The 16,575-nt window shown below is 59.6% G+C and carries 16 protein-coding genes; 6 read left to right on the top strand and 10 right to left on the bottom strand.

What is annotated here, in order from left to right:
- Nucleotides 1-96 precede the first annotated feature (96 nt).
- Entirely contained in the window at nt 97-2,121 is a 2,025-nt protein-coding gene (uvrB, locus tag J2Y91_RS14985) for an excinuclease ABC subunit UvrB (protein ID WP_048916680.1), read from the bottom strand.
- A gap of 946 nt (nt 2,122-3,067) precedes the next feature.
- Between uvrB and J2Y91_RS14980 the strand changes: the two genes are divergently transcribed.
- A complete protein-coding gene (locus J2Y91_RS14980) occupies nt 3,068-3,784 on the top strand; it encodes an ABC transporter ATP-binding protein (protein ID WP_048916681.1) in 717 nt (238 codons plus the stop codon).
- A 64-nt stretch (nt 3,785-3,848) separates the two neighbouring features.
- Here J2Y91_RS14980 and bioD read toward each other — a convergent pair whose 3' ends face one another.
- Genes bioD through bioB form a run of 4 tightly spaced genes read right to left on the bottom strand, consistent with a single transcriptional unit; the run spans nt 3,849 to nt 7,437 of the window.
- Complete coding sequence (gene bioD, locus J2Y91_RS14975) at nt 3,849-4,520, bottom strand: dethiobiotin synthase (protein WP_253538672.1); 672 nt, start codon at nt 4,518-4,520, stop codon at nt 3,849-3,851.
- Nucleotides 4,513-5,271: a malonyl-ACP O-methyltransferase BioC gene (bioC, locus tag J2Y91_RS14970; RefSeq protein ID WP_253538669.1), complete on the bottom strand. Its 759-nt coding sequence runs from the start codon at nt 5,269-5,271 to the stop codon at nt 4,513-4,515. Before bioC ends, bioD begins: the two co-directional genes overlap by 8 nt.
- Nucleotides 5,255-6,406, bottom strand: coding sequence for an 8-amino-7-oxononanoate synthase (gene bioF, locus J2Y91_RS14965; protein ID WP_253538666.1), 1,152 nt, complete (start codon nt 6,404-6,406; stop codon nt 5,255-5,257). The genes bioC and bioF overlap by 17 nt, the downstream gene beginning before the upstream one ends.
- Nucleotides 6,406-7,437 (bottom strand): biotin synthase BioB, encoded by a 1,032-nt coding sequence (gene bioB / locus J2Y91_RS14960; protein ID WP_048916685.1) that lies wholly within the window; start codon nt 7,435-7,437, stop codon nt 6,406-6,408. Before bioB ends, bioF begins: the two co-directional genes overlap by 1 nt.
- A gap of 89 nt (nt 7,438-7,526) precedes the next feature.
- Between bioB and bioA the strand changes: the two genes are divergently transcribed.
- The 4 genes from bioA to J2Y91_RS14940 all read left to right on the top strand — a co-directional run bounded on the left by bioA (nt 7,527) and on the right by J2Y91_RS14940 (nt 11,288).
- Nucleotides 7,527-8,813 carry an adenosylmethionine--8-amino-7-oxononanoate transaminase gene (gene bioA / locus J2Y91_RS14955; RefSeq protein WP_133624141.1) on the top strand — a complete coding sequence of 429 codons (1,287 nt, stop codon included), beginning with the start codon at nt 7,527-7,529 and terminating at the stop codon, nt 8,811-8,813.
- Nucleotides 8,814-8,914: 101 nt separating this feature from the next.
- The gene (gene curA, locus J2Y91_RS14950; protein ID WP_133624142.1) at nt 8,915-9,958 is read left to right on the top strand and encodes an NADPH-dependent curcumin/dihydrocurcumin reductase; all 1,044 of its coding nucleotides are present in this window, start codon (nt 8,915-8,917) and stop codon (nt 9,956-9,958) included.
- Nucleotides 9,955-10,635 (top strand): type 1 glutamine amidotransferase domain-containing protein, encoded by a 681-nt coding sequence (locus tag J2Y91_RS14945; RefSeq protein ID WP_133624143.1) that lies wholly within the window; start codon nt 9,955-9,957, stop codon nt 10,633-10,635. The genes curA and J2Y91_RS14945 overlap by 4 nt, the downstream gene beginning before the upstream one ends.
- Nucleotides 10,636-10,811: 176 nt before the next feature.
- Complete coding sequence (locus tag J2Y91_RS14940; RefSeq protein ID WP_048916689.1) at nt 10,812-11,288, top strand: kinase inhibitor; 477 nt, start codon at nt 10,812-10,814, stop codon at nt 11,286-11,288.
- Nucleotides 11,289-11,517: 229 nt separating this feature from the next.
- Here the strand turns inward: J2Y91_RS14940 and pgl are convergent, their stop codons facing one another.
- On the bottom strand, nt 11,518-12,510 hold the full coding sequence (gene pgl, locus J2Y91_RS14935; protein WP_133624144.1) for a 6-phosphogluconolactonase: 993 nt from the start codon (nt 12,508-12,510) through the stop codon (nt 11,518-11,520).
- 115 nt (nt 12,511-12,625) lie between these two features.
- On the opposite strand from pgl, the gene J2Y91_RS14930 reads away from it, so the two are divergent.
- Nucleotides 12,626-13,444 (top strand): pyridoxal phosphatase, encoded by an 819-nt coding sequence (locus J2Y91_RS14930; RefSeq protein WP_133624145.1) that lies wholly within the window; start codon nt 12,626-12,628, stop codon nt 13,442-13,444.
- 14 nt (nt 13,445-13,458) lie between these two features.
- Here J2Y91_RS14930 and modC read toward each other — a convergent pair whose 3' ends face one another.
- From modC to J2Y91_RS14910, 4 genes are all read right to left on the bottom strand, one after another.
- On the bottom strand, nt 13,459-14,517 hold the full coding sequence (gene modC / locus J2Y91_RS14925; RefSeq protein WP_253538663.1) for a molybdenum ABC transporter ATP-binding protein ModC: 1,059 nt from the start codon (nt 14,515-14,517) through the stop codon (nt 13,459-13,461).
- Entirely contained in the window at nt 14,517-15,206 is a 690-nt protein-coding gene (modB, locus tag J2Y91_RS14920) for a molybdate ABC transporter permease subunit (RefSeq protein ID WP_133625101.1), read from the bottom strand. The genes modC and modB overlap by 1 nt, the downstream gene beginning before the upstream one ends.
- Nucleotides 15,207-15,317: 111 nt before the next feature.
- Nucleotides 15,318-16,100, bottom strand: coding sequence for a molybdate ABC transporter substrate-binding protein (gene modA, locus J2Y91_RS14915; RefSeq protein ID WP_133624146.1), 783 nt, complete (start codon nt 16,098-16,100; stop codon nt 15,318-15,320).
- 171 nt (nt 16,101-16,271) lie between these two features.
- Nucleotides 16,272-16,436, bottom strand: a complete 165-nt coding sequence (locus tag J2Y91_RS14910; RefSeq protein ID WP_133624147.1) for an AcrZ family multidrug efflux pump-associated protein — start codon at nt 16,434-16,436, stop codon at nt 16,272-16,274.
- Nucleotides 16,437-16,575 lie beyond the last annotated feature (139 nt).

Genomic DNA, 16,575 nt, shown 5'->3' with positions numbered 1-16,575 from the left:
GATCATTTTTTTCGATCGGCCCGCGATCTATCCGTTACCGCGCGGGGGGACCGGAAAAGAAGGTCCCCCCCCTACAAAAACCCTGCGGCCAAATAATTACGATGCGGCGATAAACAGCTCGCGCACCTGGTGCAGCTGGTCACGCACCTGGGCGGCCTCTTCAAACTCCAGATTCTGCGCGTGCTGCTGCATCTGCGCTTCCAGCTGGTGAATGCGCTTCTGCAGCCCGGCTGGCGACAGATCGACATAGGTCGCATCGTCTTCCACCAGGCTCTTACCTTTCATATTGCGCGGCTTAGCTTTGTTCTTCGCCAGCCCCTGGCCCAGCTCAAGAATATCGGCAATTTTCTTGTTCAGCCCCTGCGGTACAATGCCGTTCTCCTTGTTGTACTGCTCCTGTTTCTCGCGGCGACGCTCGGTTTCGCCTATAGCGCGCTCCATCGATGGGGTGATCTTATCACCGTAGAGAATCGCTTTACCGTTGAGGTTACGTGCGGCGCGGCCGATGGTCTGGATCAGCGAGCGTTCGGAGCGCAGGAAGCCCTCTTTATCGGCATCGAGGATTGCCACCAGCGACACTTCTGGCATATCCAGCCCCTCTCGCAGCAGGTTAATCCCCACCAGCACGTCAAATTTACCGAGGCGCAAATCGCGAATGATCTCAACACGCTCAACGGTATCAATATCCGAGTGCAGATAGCGCACGCGCTCGCCGTGCTCCGTCAGGTATTCGGTTAAATCTTCCGCCATGCGTTTGGTCAGCACCGTGACCAGCACGCGCTCGTTAATCTGCACGCGCTTGCGGATCTCCGACAGCAGGTCATCCACCTGGGTACCCACCGGGCGCACTTCGACAATCGGGTCGAGCAGGCCGGTTGGGCGCACCACCTGGTCAATCACATCACCGCCGGATTTCTCCAGCTCATAATTGCCCGGCGTAGCGGAGACGTAAATCGTCTGCGGCGCCAGCGCCTCAAACTCTTCAAACTTCATCGGGCGGTTGTCCAGCGCCGACGGCAGGCGGAAGCCATACTCGACCAGCGTCTCTTTGCGCGAGCGGTCGCCTTTGTACATCCCGCCAATCTGCGGAATAGTGACGTGGGATTCGTCAATCACCAGCAGACCATCGGCAGGCAGGTAGTCAAACAGCGTGGGCGGTGCTTCGCCAGGACCGCGCCCGGAGAGGTAGCGCGAGTAGTTTTCGATACCGGAGCAGTAGCCCAGCTCGTTCATCATTTCGAGGTCAAACTGGGTGCGCTGGCTGATGCGCTGCTCTTCCAGCAGCTTGTTGTTTTCCAGCAGCACCTTTTTGCGCTCCGCCAGCTCAACCTTAATCTCTTCCATCGCCTGCACAATGCGCTCACGCGGCGTGACGTAGTGCGTTTTCGGGTAGATGGTATAGCGCGGGATCACCGACTCGATCTGACCGGTCAGCGGGTCGAAAATTGAGAGCCGCTCGACCTCTTCATCAAACAGCTCCACGCGCAGCGCGTAGTCGTCCGACTCTGCCGGGAAGATGTCTATCACCTCTCCGCGCACGCGGAACGTTCCGCGCTGGAATGCCTGGTCGTTACGCGTGTACTGCAGCTCCGCCAGGCGGCGCAGGATGGCGCGCTGGTCAATCACCATGCCGCGCGTCAGGTGCAGCATCATTTTGAGGTAGAGGTCAGGGTCGCCAAGGCCGTAAATCGCAGAAACGGAGGAGACCACGATAACGTCGCGCCGCTCCAGCAGGGCTTTAGTGGCGGAAAGACGCATCTGCTCGATATGTTCGTTAACCGAGGCATCTTTCTCAATAAAAGTGTCGGAGCTGGGCACATAGGCTTCCGGCTGGTAGTAGTCGTAATACGAGACAAAGTATTCCACGGCGTTATCAGGGAAAAACTCTTTCATCTCGCCGTACAGCTGCGCCGCCAGCGTCTTGTTAGGGGCCAGTACCATGGTCGGGCGGTTCAGGTCGGCAATCACGTTGGCGACGGTGAAGGTTTTACCGGATCCGGTCACGCCCAGCAGCGTCTGATGGGCAAGACCATCTTCCAGCCCCTCTTCAAGGCGTCGAATCGCCTCAGGCTGATCGCCAGATGGTTTGAAATCGGAGTTGAGTTTAAAGACTTTGCTCATTGAAGGGCTACCTGAAAAATGAAGTGCGCGAACCGGACTGTAATTCTACTCTGCCCTGACGATTTTGCCAGCAAAAAAGACTGGATAAAATTACAGTTGTTTTGCATGATGCATCAGCAGAGAGCCCGTCTGCACTTTTGCCGCCCGTTGCGCAAACGAATGCGCAAAACGGGCGTCGAGGTTATCCCCAAATGCTTTACGCTTTTAACATTTGTCAATAGCCTGCTGACAAATCTGACCCGGCGCTTATCAGGAATATTCCAGTGGCTTGATTTTAATTAACTAATTGATTTTAATCATTTATATAAAGAAGCCGAGTTTCGCACCAACCCGTGCGCAAGCCGCGTCCGCTCTCGCCTTGCGCGGGTTTTCACACTCTAATGCACAAGGTTATCCACAGGAATGGTGGATAACTGTTTTCAGCGCTTGAGGCGTCTGATGTGTATAAATCGTCCCCACGCTGCGATCGACCCGCCAAATATTTTTTTTTGCTTTATTTTTACCCCCGCCAGCGGGGATTTCGCCCGGCATTGGCCATGTTATGCACCGCGCATTCAATCAGCCGGGCACGTTTTATTCTCCCCGCCTGACTCTCACTGCCATTTCGCGTGGCAGCTGCACCATAAATGATTAACCCGCGGCACTGGTCCGGTGCAGCACGCTGCTTACTGCAGGAAATTGTTTAGCCGCGCTGACCAATAACTGCGGATGAATGTTATCAGTTTGTCTCTTTTTTTACTTTTTTCCGCCGTTCACCACCTCTGGCCCACTAATTGCAAGTACTCATTGGTTAGTCCATACCGCCTCACGCTTGCAGCTTGCATAACACCAGAGCGAGGAGCACAAAACCGCGGGTACTTCATAGCGAGATACCGGACTGTTTGCCAGACGACAAAGAGCGGGAGCAATACAGGTGCGATCGAAAACTGTCTGAAGGAGAGTGCAGATGCTCAGCTTACGTTCTATTAATCAATTTTATGGGCAGAACCACATATTGTGGGATGTTGATCTCGATCTGCCACCTGGCACCTGTACCGGCATCCTCGGGCAGCCCGGCATGGGAAAAACCACGCTGGTCAACTGCATCATGGGGCATTTGCCGATTAACAGCGGCTCGATGATCTGGCAGGAAGATAACGGCCCACCGCAGGACCTGCTGCTGCAGCCGGTGGAAAAACGCGCCTCGCTGGGGATAGGCTATGTTCCACAGGGGCGACACATCTTTTCGCAGATGAGTATTGAAGAGAACCTGCAAATCGCTCTGCTGGCCGGTGCCGGTATGGAACGCCACCGGGCTATCCCCCAGATGGTGTATGACCTGTTCCCGGCGCTCTATTCGCTGCGTCATCAGCGCAGCGGCGAGCTGCCGATCGACCAGCAGCAGCAGCTGGCGCTGGCGCGTGCGCTGGTACTGCAGCCGAAGCTGCTGATTCTGGATGAGCCGACCGAAGGCATGTCGCCCTGGCTGGAAGAGGAGATGGGCAACCTGATCCATCGCCTGAATCATGATTTCGGGATGACCATTTTGCTGCTGGAGCAGCGCCTGTCGTTTATTCGCCGCGTGGCTGACTACTTCCTGCTGCTGCACCGCGGGCGCAACGTGGCGCACGGCACGGTGGCGCAGCTGGATGAGAGCATGGTGAATACCTGGCTGACGGTGTGAGGTTTGCGGGACGGGCATGCCCGTCCCCTACGATGTGCGTAGGGGTCAGGCATGCCTGACCCGTTTACGGCAAGGTAATAAACCGCCCCACCTCATCAAACCCCTCTCCACCCGGCAGATGCGGGATCTCGCCCAGCAGCGGTGCCGGGATCGTGCGGGTTAACGTCGCCATATACTCCTGGTGACGTTTACCCGCAGGCAGCACGCCGTTGGCAATCCAACCCGCCAGCTGCACGCCGCTGGCCTGAATCGCCTGCGCGGTGAGTAAGGCGTGATTAATACAGCCCAGCTTAACGCCCACCACCAGAATCACCGGCAGCTGCTCCTGCACCACCCAGTCGGCAAAGGTCAGACTTTCCGACAGCGGCGTGAACCAGCCACCGGCCCCTTCGGTCAGCACCCAGTCAGCCTGTTGTGCAACCGTCTCCAGCCCGGCAGAGAGCTGGCGGGCGCTGATCGGGCGCTGCTCTTCGGCGCTGACAATATGCGGCGAGGTCGGCTCGATAAACGCCAGCGGGTTGACCTGCTGATACGGCAGCCAGACGCTGGCAGTGCGCTGCAGCGCCAGCGCATCACTGTTGCGCACGCCCTCAGGCGTCACCTCACAGCCGGAGGCCACCGGCTTGTAGCCTGCACAGCGCCATCCCGCGGCTTTCGCCGCCTGCAACAGTGCACAGCTGGCCACTGTCTTCCCCACTTCCGTATCCGTTCCGGTGACAAACCAGCGCTTACTCACACTCAATCACTCCTGATACCAGTTGATAACTCAGCAGGCAGCCGCGTTCATCGCGCGGCCAGACCTGCTCCAGCCGCTGCAGCGCGCCACGGCTCAACGCCAGCGCATCGCGCCCCTGATGCAGATGGGTGGCGCCGATGCCCTTCAGGGAACGCAGCGCGCTGAGCACGTCCGCAAACGCCAGCGTCAGGGGATAGCACTCCAGCGACAGCCGCATGCCGCGGGCCGCCTCTGTAATCATCTCTGGCGTGGCAAAGCGGTTGACCGGCGCACAGCGCCCCAGCTGCTGCCAGGCTTGCTGCACCTCACTCAGCGACCCGTCGAGCAGCGTGGAAAACAGCACCTGCCCGCCGGGGCGCGTGACGCGCTGCAGCTCGCGCAGCGCCTGCGGCAGCGAACTGCACCACTGCACCGCCAGGTTGCTCCAGCTGCGGTCAAAGCGGTTATCGGCAAACGGCAGCGCCTCAATGTCGCCCAGCTGATAATGGTGCGCAGCCTGCGCGGCAGCGGCCTGACGCAGCATATCCGCGGAGAGATCCAGCGCGGTGACGGCATGCCCGTTTTCACGCCAGCGCTGGCTGAACCAGCCGGTGCCGCAGCCGGCATCCAGCACTTCCAGCTCCTGCCCGGGGCGCGCCAGCTGCATCAGGCGTTCTCCGCACTGGCGCTGTAGCTCCGCATGCTGGTTATAGCTGTGCGCGGCCCGGCCAAACGCCGCCGCCACCGCCTGTTTATTAACCATTTGCAGCATGCAGCACCTCCAGCAGGGCATCGATATCGGAATCTTGGTGCGCCGCGCTGAGGGTGATGCGCAGCCGTGAGGTGCCGGGCGGTACGGTCGGCGGGCGGATGGCACTCACCCAGCAGCCCGCCGCGCGTAGCCGCTGTGCCAGCGCGAGGGCTGCCTGCTCATCGCCGACCATCAGCGGTTGGATGGCGCTGTCCGATGCGGCCAGCTTCCAGCGCAAGCCGCTGGCGTGCTGGCGAAAATAGCCAATATTATCCCTCAACCTTTGCCGCTGCTCATCGCCCTGCTGCACGCAGACCAGTGCCGCCTGCAACGCACAGATCTGCGCTGGCGGCATGGCAGTGCTGTAGATCAGGTGGCGGGCAAACTGCAGCAGATATTCCGCGGTGGCGTCATCGCACAGCAGCGCCGCGCCGCTGACGCCAAAAGCTTTGCCAAAGGTGACGATCAGCAGCTGTGGTTTCACCCCCTGCTGCCAGCAGCTGCCGCGCCCCTGTTCGCCGCAGACGCCAATACCGTGCGCATCATCCACCAGCAGCCAGCTGTTGTGCCGTTGAGCCAGCTGCTGCAGCGCCGCCAGCGGGGCGCGGTCGCCATCCATGCTGAACAGCCCTTCGGTGACCACCAGCGTCTCCCCACTGCCCGCCGTGGCCAGCAGGGAAGCCAGCGCGGGCGGCTGATTGTGGCTAAAACGGCGCAGCGTGGCCGGGCAGAGGCTGGCGGCTTCCAGCAGCGAGGCGTGGCACAGCTTATCGGCAAAGATACGATCGTCTTTGGCCATCATCGCGGTAATTACCGCCTGGTTAGCGGCAAAGCCGGAGATAAACAGCAGCGCGCGCGAGTAGCCTAGCCACTCTGCCAGCTGCTGCTCAAACTCCGCCTGCGGGGCGCGATAGCCGGTAACGTGCGCTGAACCGCCCGCGCCCACGCCATAGCGGGCCGCGCCCTGCTGCCAGGCGGCCACAATGCGCGCATCGTGGCTCAGCCCGAGGTAGTCGTTGGCAGAGAAATTGCGGTAATCATGGCCGTCGACCCGCAGGCTGCGCGCATCGGCGTATTCGTTCACCTGCCGCTGGCGATACTGGCCGTGCAGGCGGCGGGTTTCCAGCGCCTGCTTCATTCGCTGTGACCAGGCCATTATCGTGCCGCGTTGTAAAACAGGTCGTTATCGGCCGTCATCAGCTGCGCCGCCAGCGCCTGCTGCTGTTCGTTATCGCCGCGGTGGGTCTCCGTATGCTGCGGGTTGAGACCCAGCTTGCGGAACAGCAGCAGATCTTTGTCCTCCTCCGGGTTCGGCGTGGTGAGCAGCTTACAGCCGTAGAAGATCGAGTTGGCGCCGGCCATAAAGCACATCGCCTGAGTCTGTTCGCTCATCTGCTCACGCCCGGCGGAGAGCCGCACATGGGAGCCAGGCATCATGATGCGCGCCACCGCGATGGTCCGCACAAAATCAAACGGATCGACGTCATCGTTATCCGCCAGCGGCGTACCTTTCACCTTGACCAGCATGTTGATCGGCACGCTCTCCGGCGGGGTGGGCAGGTTCGCCAGCTGTACCAGTAGCCCGGCGCGGTCGCTGACCGTTTCGCCCAATCCGACAATGCCGCCGGAGCAGACTTTAATCCCGGCATCGCGCACCTTGCCCAGCGTATCCAGGCGCTCCTGGTAGCTGCGCGTGGTGATAATGCTGCCGTAAAATTCCGGCGAGGTGTCAAGGTTATGGTTATAGAAATCCAGCCCGGCATCGGCCAGGCGCTGCGCCTGCTGCTCGCTCAGCGACCCCAGCGTCATGCAGGTTTCCAGCCCCATCGCTTTCACGCCCTGCACCATCTTTTCCAGATACGGCATATCGCGCTCGTGCGGATTTTTCCACGCCGCCCCCATGCAGAAACGGCCGGAGCCGGCGGCCTTGGCCTTGCGCGCCGAGATCAGCACCTCCTCCACTTCCATCAGGCGCTCGGACTCCAGCCCGGTTTTGTAGCGCGCGCTCTGCGGACAGTATTTGCAGTCCTCCGGACAGGCGCCGGTTTTGATCGACAGCAGCGTACTGACCTGCACCTGGCGCGGGTCGAAATGCTGGCGGTGTACCTGCTGCGCCTCAAACATCAGTTCGAGAAAGGGTTTTTCAAACAGCGCCTGCGCCTGAGAAATAGTCCAACGATGTGCCATTGCTTGCTCCAAAAAAGTCTGTCATTTATCTTCACGGCCTGGTTATACTTGTAAACTAAATATTTTATTTTTGGTTTACAAGTGATTTTATGACCCCAGCCGATCTTGCCTTTGACCGTGACCACATCTGGCATCCGTACACCTCGATGTCCGCGCCGTTGCCCTGCTACCCGATCGTCGCCGCGCAGGAGACCTCGCTACAGCTGGCCGACGGGCGCCAGCTGGTCGACGGCATGTCGTCCTGGTGGTCGGCGATCCACGGTTATAACCATCCGCGCCTCAACCGGGCGCTGCAGGCGCAGATGGCGCAGATGTCACACGTGATGTTTGGCGGCATAACCCATCCGGCGGCGGTGGCGCTGTGCCGCAGGCTGCTGGCCATGGTGCCGCAGAATTTGCAGTGCGTGTTTTTGGCGGATTCCGGCTCGGTGGCGGTGGAGGTGGCGATGAAAATGGCGCTGCAATACTGGCAGGCGCGCGGTGAAAAGCGGCAGCGGTTTCTCACCCTGCGCCACGGCTATCACGGCGATACCTTCGCGGCGATGTCGGTGTGCGACCCGCAAAACTCGATGCACAGCCTGTATCAGGGCTATCTGCCCGAGCATCTGTTTGCCCCGGCCCCGGCCTGCCGCTTTGACGATGAGTGGCAGGAGAGCGATGCCGATGCGCTGGAGCAGCTGATCGTGGCACATCATCAGCAGATCGGCGCCGTCATCCTCGAACCGATCGTGCAGGGCGCGGGCGGGATGCGCTTTTATCATCCGCGCTATCTGCAACGGGTGCGCGCGCTGTGCGACCGCTATTCGCTGCTGCTGATTGCCGATGAGATCGCCACCGGTTTTGGCCGCACCGGCAGGCTGTTTGCCTGTGAACACGCGCAGATCGCCCCGGATATTCTCTGCGTTGGAAAAGCGCTAACCGGCGGCAGCATGACGCTCTCCGCCACGCTGACCAGCCGCCATGTGGCCGATACCATCAGCCAGGGCACTGCCGGCTGCTTTATGCACGGGCCAACCTTTATGGGCAATCCGCTGGCCTGCGCGGTGGCCGCCGAAAGCCTGGCGATACTGCAGGAGAACCACTGGCCTGCTCAGGTCGCCGCAATTGAAAGCCAGCTGGCCGCCGCGCTGCTGCCGTTGCGCGACCACCCTGCCGTGGCGGACGTGCGGGTGCTGGGCGCGATTGGCGTGGTAGAGACGCAGCGACCGGTGAATATGGCGGCGATGCAGCAGTTCTTTGTCGAACAGGGCGTGTGGATCCGTCCGTTTGGTCACCTGATCTACCTGATGCCGCCCTATATCATCTCCCCGGCGGCGCTGGCGCAGTTAACGCACGCCATCAGCGAAGCTATTGCTCATCCGGCCCTGTTTAATTAATCAGGATCGGCTCACCCTCCCGGCAGGCAAAAGCGTGATGCGCTACGCTTTTAGAACGTTTTTAAGCGGCACTACTGCCGCATTAAGAAATCGGAGGAACTATGCCACAAGATAAACAGACCAACCGCCGCCTGCTGCTGGCCTCACGCCCGCACGGTGCGCCGACCGAGGCGAACTTCCGCCTGGAATCTCAGCACGTGCCGCAGCCCGCTCAGGGACAGGTGCTGCTGCGCACCGTCTGGCTCTCCCTCGACCCTTACATGCGCGGGCGCATGAGCGACGCCCCTTCCTACGTTCCGCCGGTCGCGCTGAATGAGGTGATGTGCGGCGGCACGGTAGCGATTGTTGAGCGCTCAGAAAATCCTGATTTCAGCGCGGGCGACTGGGTGGTGAGCGGCAACGGCTGGCAGGATTTCGCGCTGTCTGACGGGCGAGACCTGCTTAAGCTCAGCGGCCCGGTGCTGGAACACCCTTCCTGGGCGCTGGGCATGTTGGGCATGCCGGGCTTCACCGCCTATATGGGCCTGCTGGATATCGGTAACCCGCAGCCGGGCGAGACGGTGGTGGTCGCGGCCGCCACGGGGGCTGTCGGTTCGCTGGTCGGGCAGATCGCCAAAATCAAGGGCTGCCACGTGGTCGGGATTGCGGGCGGTGCGGAGAAATGCCGCTACGCCGAAGAGAAGCTGGGCTTCGACCGCTGCCTGGATCACCGCGATGACAATCTGGAACAGCAGCTGAAGCGCCACTGCCCGGATGGTATCGATGTCTACTTTGAAAGCGTCGGTGGGCGGGTATTCGATGCGATATTACCTCTGATGAATACCAAAGGGCGCATCCCGGTCTGCGGGCTGATAGCCGACTACAACAGCACCGGCGTTCCTGCCGGCCCTGACCGTCTGCCGCTGCTGCAAAGTGCGATCCTGCGCAAACGCCTGCGCGTGCAGGGCTTTATCATTAACCAGGACTACGGCCACCGCTTTGACGAGTTTTTCCGCCAGATGAGCCAGTGGGTGGCGGAAGATCGCCTGGTGTTCCGCGAACATATTGTCGACGGTCTGGATAAGGCACCAGAAACCTTTATCGGCATGCTGCAGGGGGAAAACTTCGGCAAGGTGGTGATTCGCGTTGCGGGGGATCGGCCGTGAGGATCCTGATGGTATTAACCTCCCACGATAAGCTGGGCGATAGCGGTAAAAAGACCGGCTTCTGGCTGGAGGAGTTTGCCGCGCCGTACTATGTCTTTTTTGACGCCCATATCAATGTGGTGCTGGCTTCTCCCGCCGGGGGGCAGCCGCCGCTCGACCCGGTCAGCGACGCCCCGGATGCACAAACTCCCGATACCGAACGCTTCCGCCAGGACCCCATTGCTCAGCAGGCGCTGGCCAATACGCAGCAGCTGAAAAATATCGATCCCGGCCATTACGATGCGGTGTTCTACCCCGGGGGCCACGGCCCGCTGTGGGACTTAGCGGAAGATGAAGCCAGTATTGCTTTAATCGAAACGCTGTTCGCCAACGGTAAACCGGTTGCCGCCGTCTGCCACGCGCCGGGCGTGCTGCGCCACGCCAGGAAACCGGACGGTACGCCGCTGGTGGCGGGCAAACGGGTGACCGGCTTTACCAACAGCGAGGAGCATGCCGTTGGGCTGACGAATATGGTACCTTTTTTGGTTGAGGACGAGCTGAAAAAGCTTGGCGGCCAGTTTGAACACACGGATAACTGGGGTGTTTATGTCCTGACCGACGGCCACCTGGTCACCGGACAAAACCCGGCCTCCTCCGCTGCTGCGGCCGAAGAGCTGCTGAAGTTGTTACATCAATAATTGCTAACCAAAATAGTTGAGGTTGCATCAAGGCGACAAGAGAATGACAAATCAGTCAGGAACCGATTTGAACGCTGTTTACAGCGGCCCCCTAAGGGGTGAGGGCCAGGGATGGCCCGAATAACGAGCGCAGTTAACGCAGATGCAGCCTCAAATATGAAAGTTAAGGAGTTGGAATGAAGCTTTTGAGTCACGATTTTAACGACGGCGATAAGCTGCCGGAGCGCCAGGTATTGAATGCGATGGGCTATCAGGGTGATAACCTGTCGCCGCACCTGAAGTGGGATGACGTGCCTGCCGGCACCAAAAGTTTTGTTATCACCTGTTATGACCCCGATGCCCCCACCGGCTCCGGCTGGTGGCACTGGGTGGTGGCGAACCTGCCAGCCGGGGTGCGCGAGCTTCCGCAGGGCGCCGGTTCCGGCAAAGCGGAGCTGCCAGCCGGCGCGGTGCAGACGCGCACCGATTTCGGCAGCGCAGGTTACGGCGGCGCGGCACCGCCGAAAGGCGAATCGCACCGTTATATCTTTACCGTGCATGCCATTGATGTAGAGACGCTGGAAGTGGATGAGAACGCCAGTGGCGCTATGGTCGGTTTCAACGTGCATTTCCATTCGCTGGGCAGCGCTTCCATTACGGCGATCTATTCGTAGTTAAGCTGGATGGACGGGTTGGCTTAAGACCTGTAGGGGCGGACCGCTGTTTGGGTCCGCCCCTTTTTCGTTGCGCCGCTGCCTGATGAGAGAATTAACCCAGGCTCCAGGCATGCGTGGATCTGTCATGAATGTTCGAGAATTAACGTAGGGTCCAGGCATGCCTGGACCGGGCGGGTCATGACCCGCCCCTACAGCGATCCCCTAGCATGCCTGACCGCTACGGGCATTAAGCCAGTGAGTGAATCACCACCCACATCGGGCCCTGACCAACTGCGTAGCGCGCCAGCGGCTGCAGCAGGCCACGATCGGAAGTGATTTTGTACACCTCAATATGATGCGACTTCTGCCCTGCCGCCACCAGATACTGGCCGCTGCGATCGATATTAAAACCGCGTGGCTGGGTTTCGGTTGGCTGATAGCCTTCAATCGTTAACGCCGCGCCGTCGGCGCTGATGCTGAACACGGTAATCATGCTGGCGGTACGGTCACAGCTGTACAGATGGCGACCATCCGGGGTGATATGAATATCTGCCGCCCAGCGCGTGTCGCTGAAGCCTTCCGGCATCATATCCAGGCTCTGCACCTTCTGCACTTCGCTGGCGCTGATGTCCCAGACGTCGACGCTGCTGTCCAGTTCGTTGACGCAGTAGGCGTAACGCTGGTTCGGGTGGAACACCATATGGCGCGGACCGGCACCTTTGGTGGTGCTGACTTCCGCCTGCGGGCGTGCCGTCAGCTTGCCGTCTTCACCCAGCGTAAACAGGCAGATGCGGTCCTGCTTCAGCGCCGGAACAAACAGCGTGTTGTTACCGAGATCGATATTGGCAGAGTGGCAGCCTTCCAGCCCTTTCACCACCTCCAGCGGCGCACCCGGCAGGCCATCGGCAGCAATCGGGCTGACGCTGACGCAGGCATCGTTATAGGAACCCACGAAAATAAAGCGCCCGTTACGGTCGGTAGAAATATGCGTCGGGCTGCCAGGCAGCGGCGCATGGCCGGCTTCTTTCAGCTTACCTTCGGCATCAATCTGATAGGCCACCACGCGGAAATCCGGGCGCACGCCCACATACAGAAACGCTTTGTCCGGGCTGACCACCATTGGCTGAACCTGGCCCGGTGCATCAACCACCTGCAGCAGCGTCAGTGCGCCGTCATCATGCAACTGCCAGGCGTGGATCTGATGGCTTTCCGGGCTGGCGGTATAAACAACTTGTTTCATGAATGCTCCTTGTTCTGAACGGGATATCAGGTGAATGGATTATTGCACCGCCAGTTTTAAAGCTGGCGTCACAAGGTGTACACTTACTGGCTTACTTCGAGTCACGGAATCGCACATGAGCTATCGCATCATCGCCCTCGATCTGGACGGCACGCTGTTAACCCCGACGAAAACCATTCTGCCAGAATCGCTTGCCGCGCTGAAAAAAGCGCAGCAGGCGGGAATAAAAATCCTGATCGTGACCGGTCGCCATCACGTTGCCATCCACCCTTTTTATCAGGCACTGGCGCTCGATACACCTGCAATCTGCTGTAATGGCACTTATTTGTATGATTATCAGACTAAAACGGTGCTCGAGAGCGATCCGCTGCCGCAGGAGCAGGCGCTGCGCGTCGTGGAGATGCTGGACGACGCGGGCATCCACGGCCTGCTGTATGTCGATAATGCCATGCTGTATCAGACTGAAACCGGCCACGTGACGCGCACCATTAACTGGGGACTGTCGCTGCCGGAACACCAGCGCCCGACATTCTTACAGGTTGACAGCCTGGCCGACGCGGCACGCAGTGCTGAATCGATTTGGAAATTTGCCCTGTCCCATGCAGACACCGACGCGCTGCAGCAGTTCGCGCAAAAAGTTGAAGCTGAAATGGGGCTGGCCTGCGAGTGGTCCTGGCATGACCAGGTGGATATTGCCAAAGCGGGCAACAGCAAAGGCAAGCGCCTGGCGCAGTGGGTAGCCGCGAACGGCTACCAGATGAGCGAGGTGATTGCGTTCGGCGATAACTATAACGATCTCAGCATGCTGGAGACCGTTGGCTTAGGCGTGGCGATGGGCAATGCGGACGATGCCATCAAAGCGCGGGCGAAACGCGTCATTGGCACCAACCTCGAGAGCGGGATTGCCGATACCCTTTACCGCGAAGTGCTGTAATCAGAGCGTGTCGATCAGGTGGTGATCGACACGCTTTTGATCTGCGCATATAGCCACATATTGGGCTTAATCATCAGTTCATCGCGCGCCCAGGGCGTGATGCGCGCCCACAGCTCGCTCTGCCCCACCAGCAGCTTGACTTCGATCTGATGGTCAATCTCCAGCAGTTCTGCCACTTTCGCCGGGATCACATTGCGAATGCTGCTGTTGACCGGGGGTTTTAATATCAGCGAAACATCCGCCGACTGAATGCGAATACGCAGCGGCGTACCCTGCGGGGCATCCACCCGGTTCACCCAGATATGCTGATCGCCCAGCGACAGCGCGGTCATCTGGTAGTGAGGATGCTGTTCCAGCACCATCACGCGCAGGATACTGCTCTGATCGCTTCTTGGCAGCCACGGGCGCATCGCGCTGCTGGCCCAGACGCGCTCCAGCGGGCCAAAGGCTTTCACCTCACCTTTATCCAGCACCATCACGTTATCCGCCAGATGCAGCAGTTCGTCGAGGCTGTGGCTGACGTAAAGGATCGGCGTTTCCACCTGGCGTGCCAACGTCTGCAGCCAGGCCAGCAGCTCGCGCTTGCGCGGCAGATCCAGCGAGGCCAGCGGTTCATCCATCAGCAGGATTTCCGGCGCGCTCAGCAGCGCACGGCCGATCGCCACGCGCTGTTTTTCGCCGCCGGACAGCGACCACGGATAGCGATCCAGCAGCGCTTCAATACCCAGCAGCCGCACCAGCGAATCGAACTGCGCGCGCATCGACTTCGCCATGCCATATTCCAGATTGCCGCGCACCCGGTAGTGCGGGAACAGACGCGCATCCTGGAACACATAGCCGATACGCCGTTTTTCCGGCGGCAGCCAGACGCCGTTTTCCGCATCGCTCAGCAGGCGCCCGTTGAGGGCGATGGTGCCGCGTTGCGGTTTGGTCAGGCCACCAATGGCGTTAATTAACGAGGTTTTTCCGGCGCCGGAGACGCCAAAAATGGCGGTTACGCCATGAGCGGGCACGCTGGCGTTAATCGTCAGGGTGTGGTCGCCCTGCTGCTGGCTGAAATCGAGTTCTAACATCAGAGACCTAAACGCTTACGACCCCAGCGGGTCAGCCATTCGGAAAGCAGCAATGAAACCAGCGCCAGCAGGATAGCAATGACGCACAGACGCGCCGCCGCCCCTTCCGCACCGGGCGTTTCAATCAGCGTATACATGGCGGACGGCAGCGTGCGCGTCTCGCCGGGAATGTTAGAGACAAAAGTAATGGTGGCACCAAACTCGCCGAGCGAGCGGGCGAAGGCTAACACGGTGCCGACGATAATCCCCGGCAGGGTCAGCGGCAGCGTGATGGTAAAGAACACCCGCCAGCGCCCGGCGCCCAGCGTGCGCGCCGCCTGCTCCAGCCGGCTATCAACTGCTTCCAGCGCCAGACGGATGGCGCGCACCATCAGTGGAAAAGCGATCACCGCCGAAGCCAGCGCCGCCCCGCGCCAGCTGAAGGCGAAGCTGAAGCCAAACCAGTCATAAAGATATTCCCCCAAAAATCCGCGGCGCCCGAATCCGAGCAGCAGCAGATAGCCCACCACCACCGGGGGCAGCACCAGCGGCAGGTGGATAACGCTGTCGAGCAGGGTTTTGCCGGGAAACTGGCGACGAACCAGGATCCAGGCCAACAGGATGCCAAACGGCAGGCTACAGGCGACCGCGACCACGGACACTTTCAGGCTGAGGGCGACGGCCTGCCATTCTGGCTCACTGAGAAACATCATTTTAACCTTCATCCTTTAAACTGCAGCTGCGTTGGCTGCTCTCATTCACCCCAGTTACTGACTTGAGTAAGCACCTGGGGCTTCACTCAACTGCCGCCTTGCTGCAGCTTAAAAGCTTTTGGTTAACGGGGAGAATCCATACTGTTTGAACACGGCTGCGGCCTGCGGCCCTTTCAGATAGTTGTAGAACGCGGTGACGCTGGCGCTGTTATGGTCTTTCACCATGGCCATCGGGTACTCCACCGGTTTGTGGCTGGCCTGCGGGAAGGTGCCGACGACCGTCACTTTTTTACTGGCGATAGCGTCTGAACCATACACGATACCGTAAGGGGTTTCATCACGTTCAACCAGCGCCAGGGCGGCACGCACGCTGTTAGCCGGGGCCAGCATCGGCGAGACCTGCTGCCAGGCGCCCAGTTTCTGTAAGGCCTCTTTGGCGTAGATCCCAGCCGGAACGTGATCCGGATCGCCAACCGCCAGACGCTGCCCTTTCAGCAGGCTTTTCCAGTCGGTTTTTTCACTGATGGTAACGGCCTGCGCTTGCGTCGCGGTCGGCGCCACCAGTACCAGATCGTTGCCCAGCAGGGTGAAGCGGCTGGCGTCATCAATGGTTTTCTTCCCGGAGGCGTAATCCATCCACTGCTGATCGGCGGAGATAAACAGATCGGCCGGCGCGCCCTGCTCAATCTGGCGCGCCAGCGTTGACGAGGAAGCAAAAGAAGAGACAATTTTGACCTCTTTGCCTTTCTCATACTGGCTGGCGATATCCTGCAGTGCATTGGTCAGGGAAGCGGCGGCAAACACGGTGATGTTCTCGGCCGCCATCGCGTGGCCGCCAACGCTCAGACTGACGGCCGCCGCAGCCAGCCACGAGTTCCAGTTTACAGACATGATGTTTCTCCGGTTTCAGGGGTTACGTTATATACTTTATGATATAGCGATGCATTACCCTCTGCCACAGTAAATATCGGCATTGGCGGGAAGAAGTTTAATCGGCGGGAAGTGGGATGATAGAAAAGCAAACGCCCGGAGGTCCGGGCGTTTAGAATGGCGCAATCAGTGTTACTGAACGATGCGGTCTTTCTTCGCGGGATGCTCGCTGCGGTGACCGATTTTCGAGATCACGTTGAAGACTTCACCCAGTCCCCAGATCAGGCCGAGAATAATTGCCATCACGATTGGCACCATAATAATTGCTACGGCCAGGCCTTTCAGTAATTCCAGCATGGAAGCCTCATCTTGCTGAAGAAAAAAGTTATTGTAACGGTAGTCTGTAAGAATGCACTGACCTTTTGTGCTTTCGTGCGCTTTTTATTGCCAGTGCTTCTAATGCGGCAGTAGCTGCTACAATCGCCGGCCAAAACTT

Source organism: Erwinia aphidicola, assembly GCF_024169515.1.
Taxonomy (GTDB): domain Bacteria; phylum Pseudomonadota; class Gammaproteobacteria; order Enterobacterales; family Enterobacteriaceae; genus Erwinia; species Erwinia aphidicola.
The sequence above is the reverse complement of the archived record's forward strand: the minus strand, read 5'-3'. Positions and strand labels throughout refer to the sequence as shown.

Excerpts from the sequence above, each read along its gene's own strand:
- uvrB (WP_048916680.1), bottom strand. The coding sequence starts at position 2,121 with ATGAGCAAAGTCTTTAAACTCAACTCCGATTTCAAACCATCTGGCGAT.
- J2Y91_RS14980 (WP_048916681.1), top strand. The coding sequence starts at position 3,068 with ATGCTCAGCTTACGTTCTATTAATCAATTTTATGGGCAGAACCACATA.
- bioC (WP_253538669.1), bottom strand. The coding sequence starts at position 5,271 with ATGCTGCAAATGGTTAATAAACAGGCGGTGGCGGCGGCGTTTGGCCGG.
- bioF (WP_253538666.1), bottom strand. The coding sequence starts at position 6,406 with ATGGCCTGGTCACAGCGAATGAAGCAGGCGCTGGAAACCCGCCGCCTG.
- bioB (WP_048916685.1), bottom strand. The coding sequence starts at position 7,437 with ATGGCACATCGTTGGACTATTTCTCAGGCGCAGGCGCTGTTTGAAAAA.
- bioA (WP_133624141.1), top strand. The coding sequence starts at position 7,527 with ATGACCCCAGCCGATCTTGCCTTTGACCGTGACCACATCTGGCATCCG.
- curA (WP_133624142.1), top strand. The coding sequence starts at position 8,915 with ATGCCACAAGATAAACAGACCAACCGCCGCCTGCTGCTGGCCTCACGC.
- J2Y91_RS14940 (WP_048916689.1), top strand. The coding sequence starts at position 10,812 with ATGAAGCTTTTGAGTCACGATTTTAACGACGGCGATAAGCTGCCGGAG.
- pgl (WP_133624144.1), bottom strand. The coding sequence starts at position 12,510 with ATGAAACAAGTTGTTTATACCGCCAGCCCGGAAAGCCATCAGATCCAC.
- J2Y91_RS14930 (WP_133624145.1), top strand. The coding sequence starts at position 12,626 with ATGAGCTATCGCATCATCGCCCTCGATCTGGACGGCACGCTGTTAACC.
- modC (WP_253538663.1), bottom strand. The coding sequence starts at position 14,517 with ATGTTAGAACTCGATTTCAGCCAGCAGCAGGGCGACCACACCCTGACG.
- modB (WP_133625101.1), bottom strand. The coding sequence starts at position 15,206 with ATGTTTCTCAGTGAGCCAGAATGGCAGGCCGTCGCCCTCAGCCTGAAA.
- modA (WP_133624146.1), bottom strand. The coding sequence starts at position 16,100 with ATGTCTGTAAACTGGAACTCGTGGCTGGCTGCGGCGGCCGTCAGTCTG.
- J2Y91_RS14910 (WP_133624147.1), bottom strand. The coding sequence starts at position 16,436 with ATGCTGGAATTACTGAAAGGCCTGGCCGTAGCAATTATTATGGTGCCA.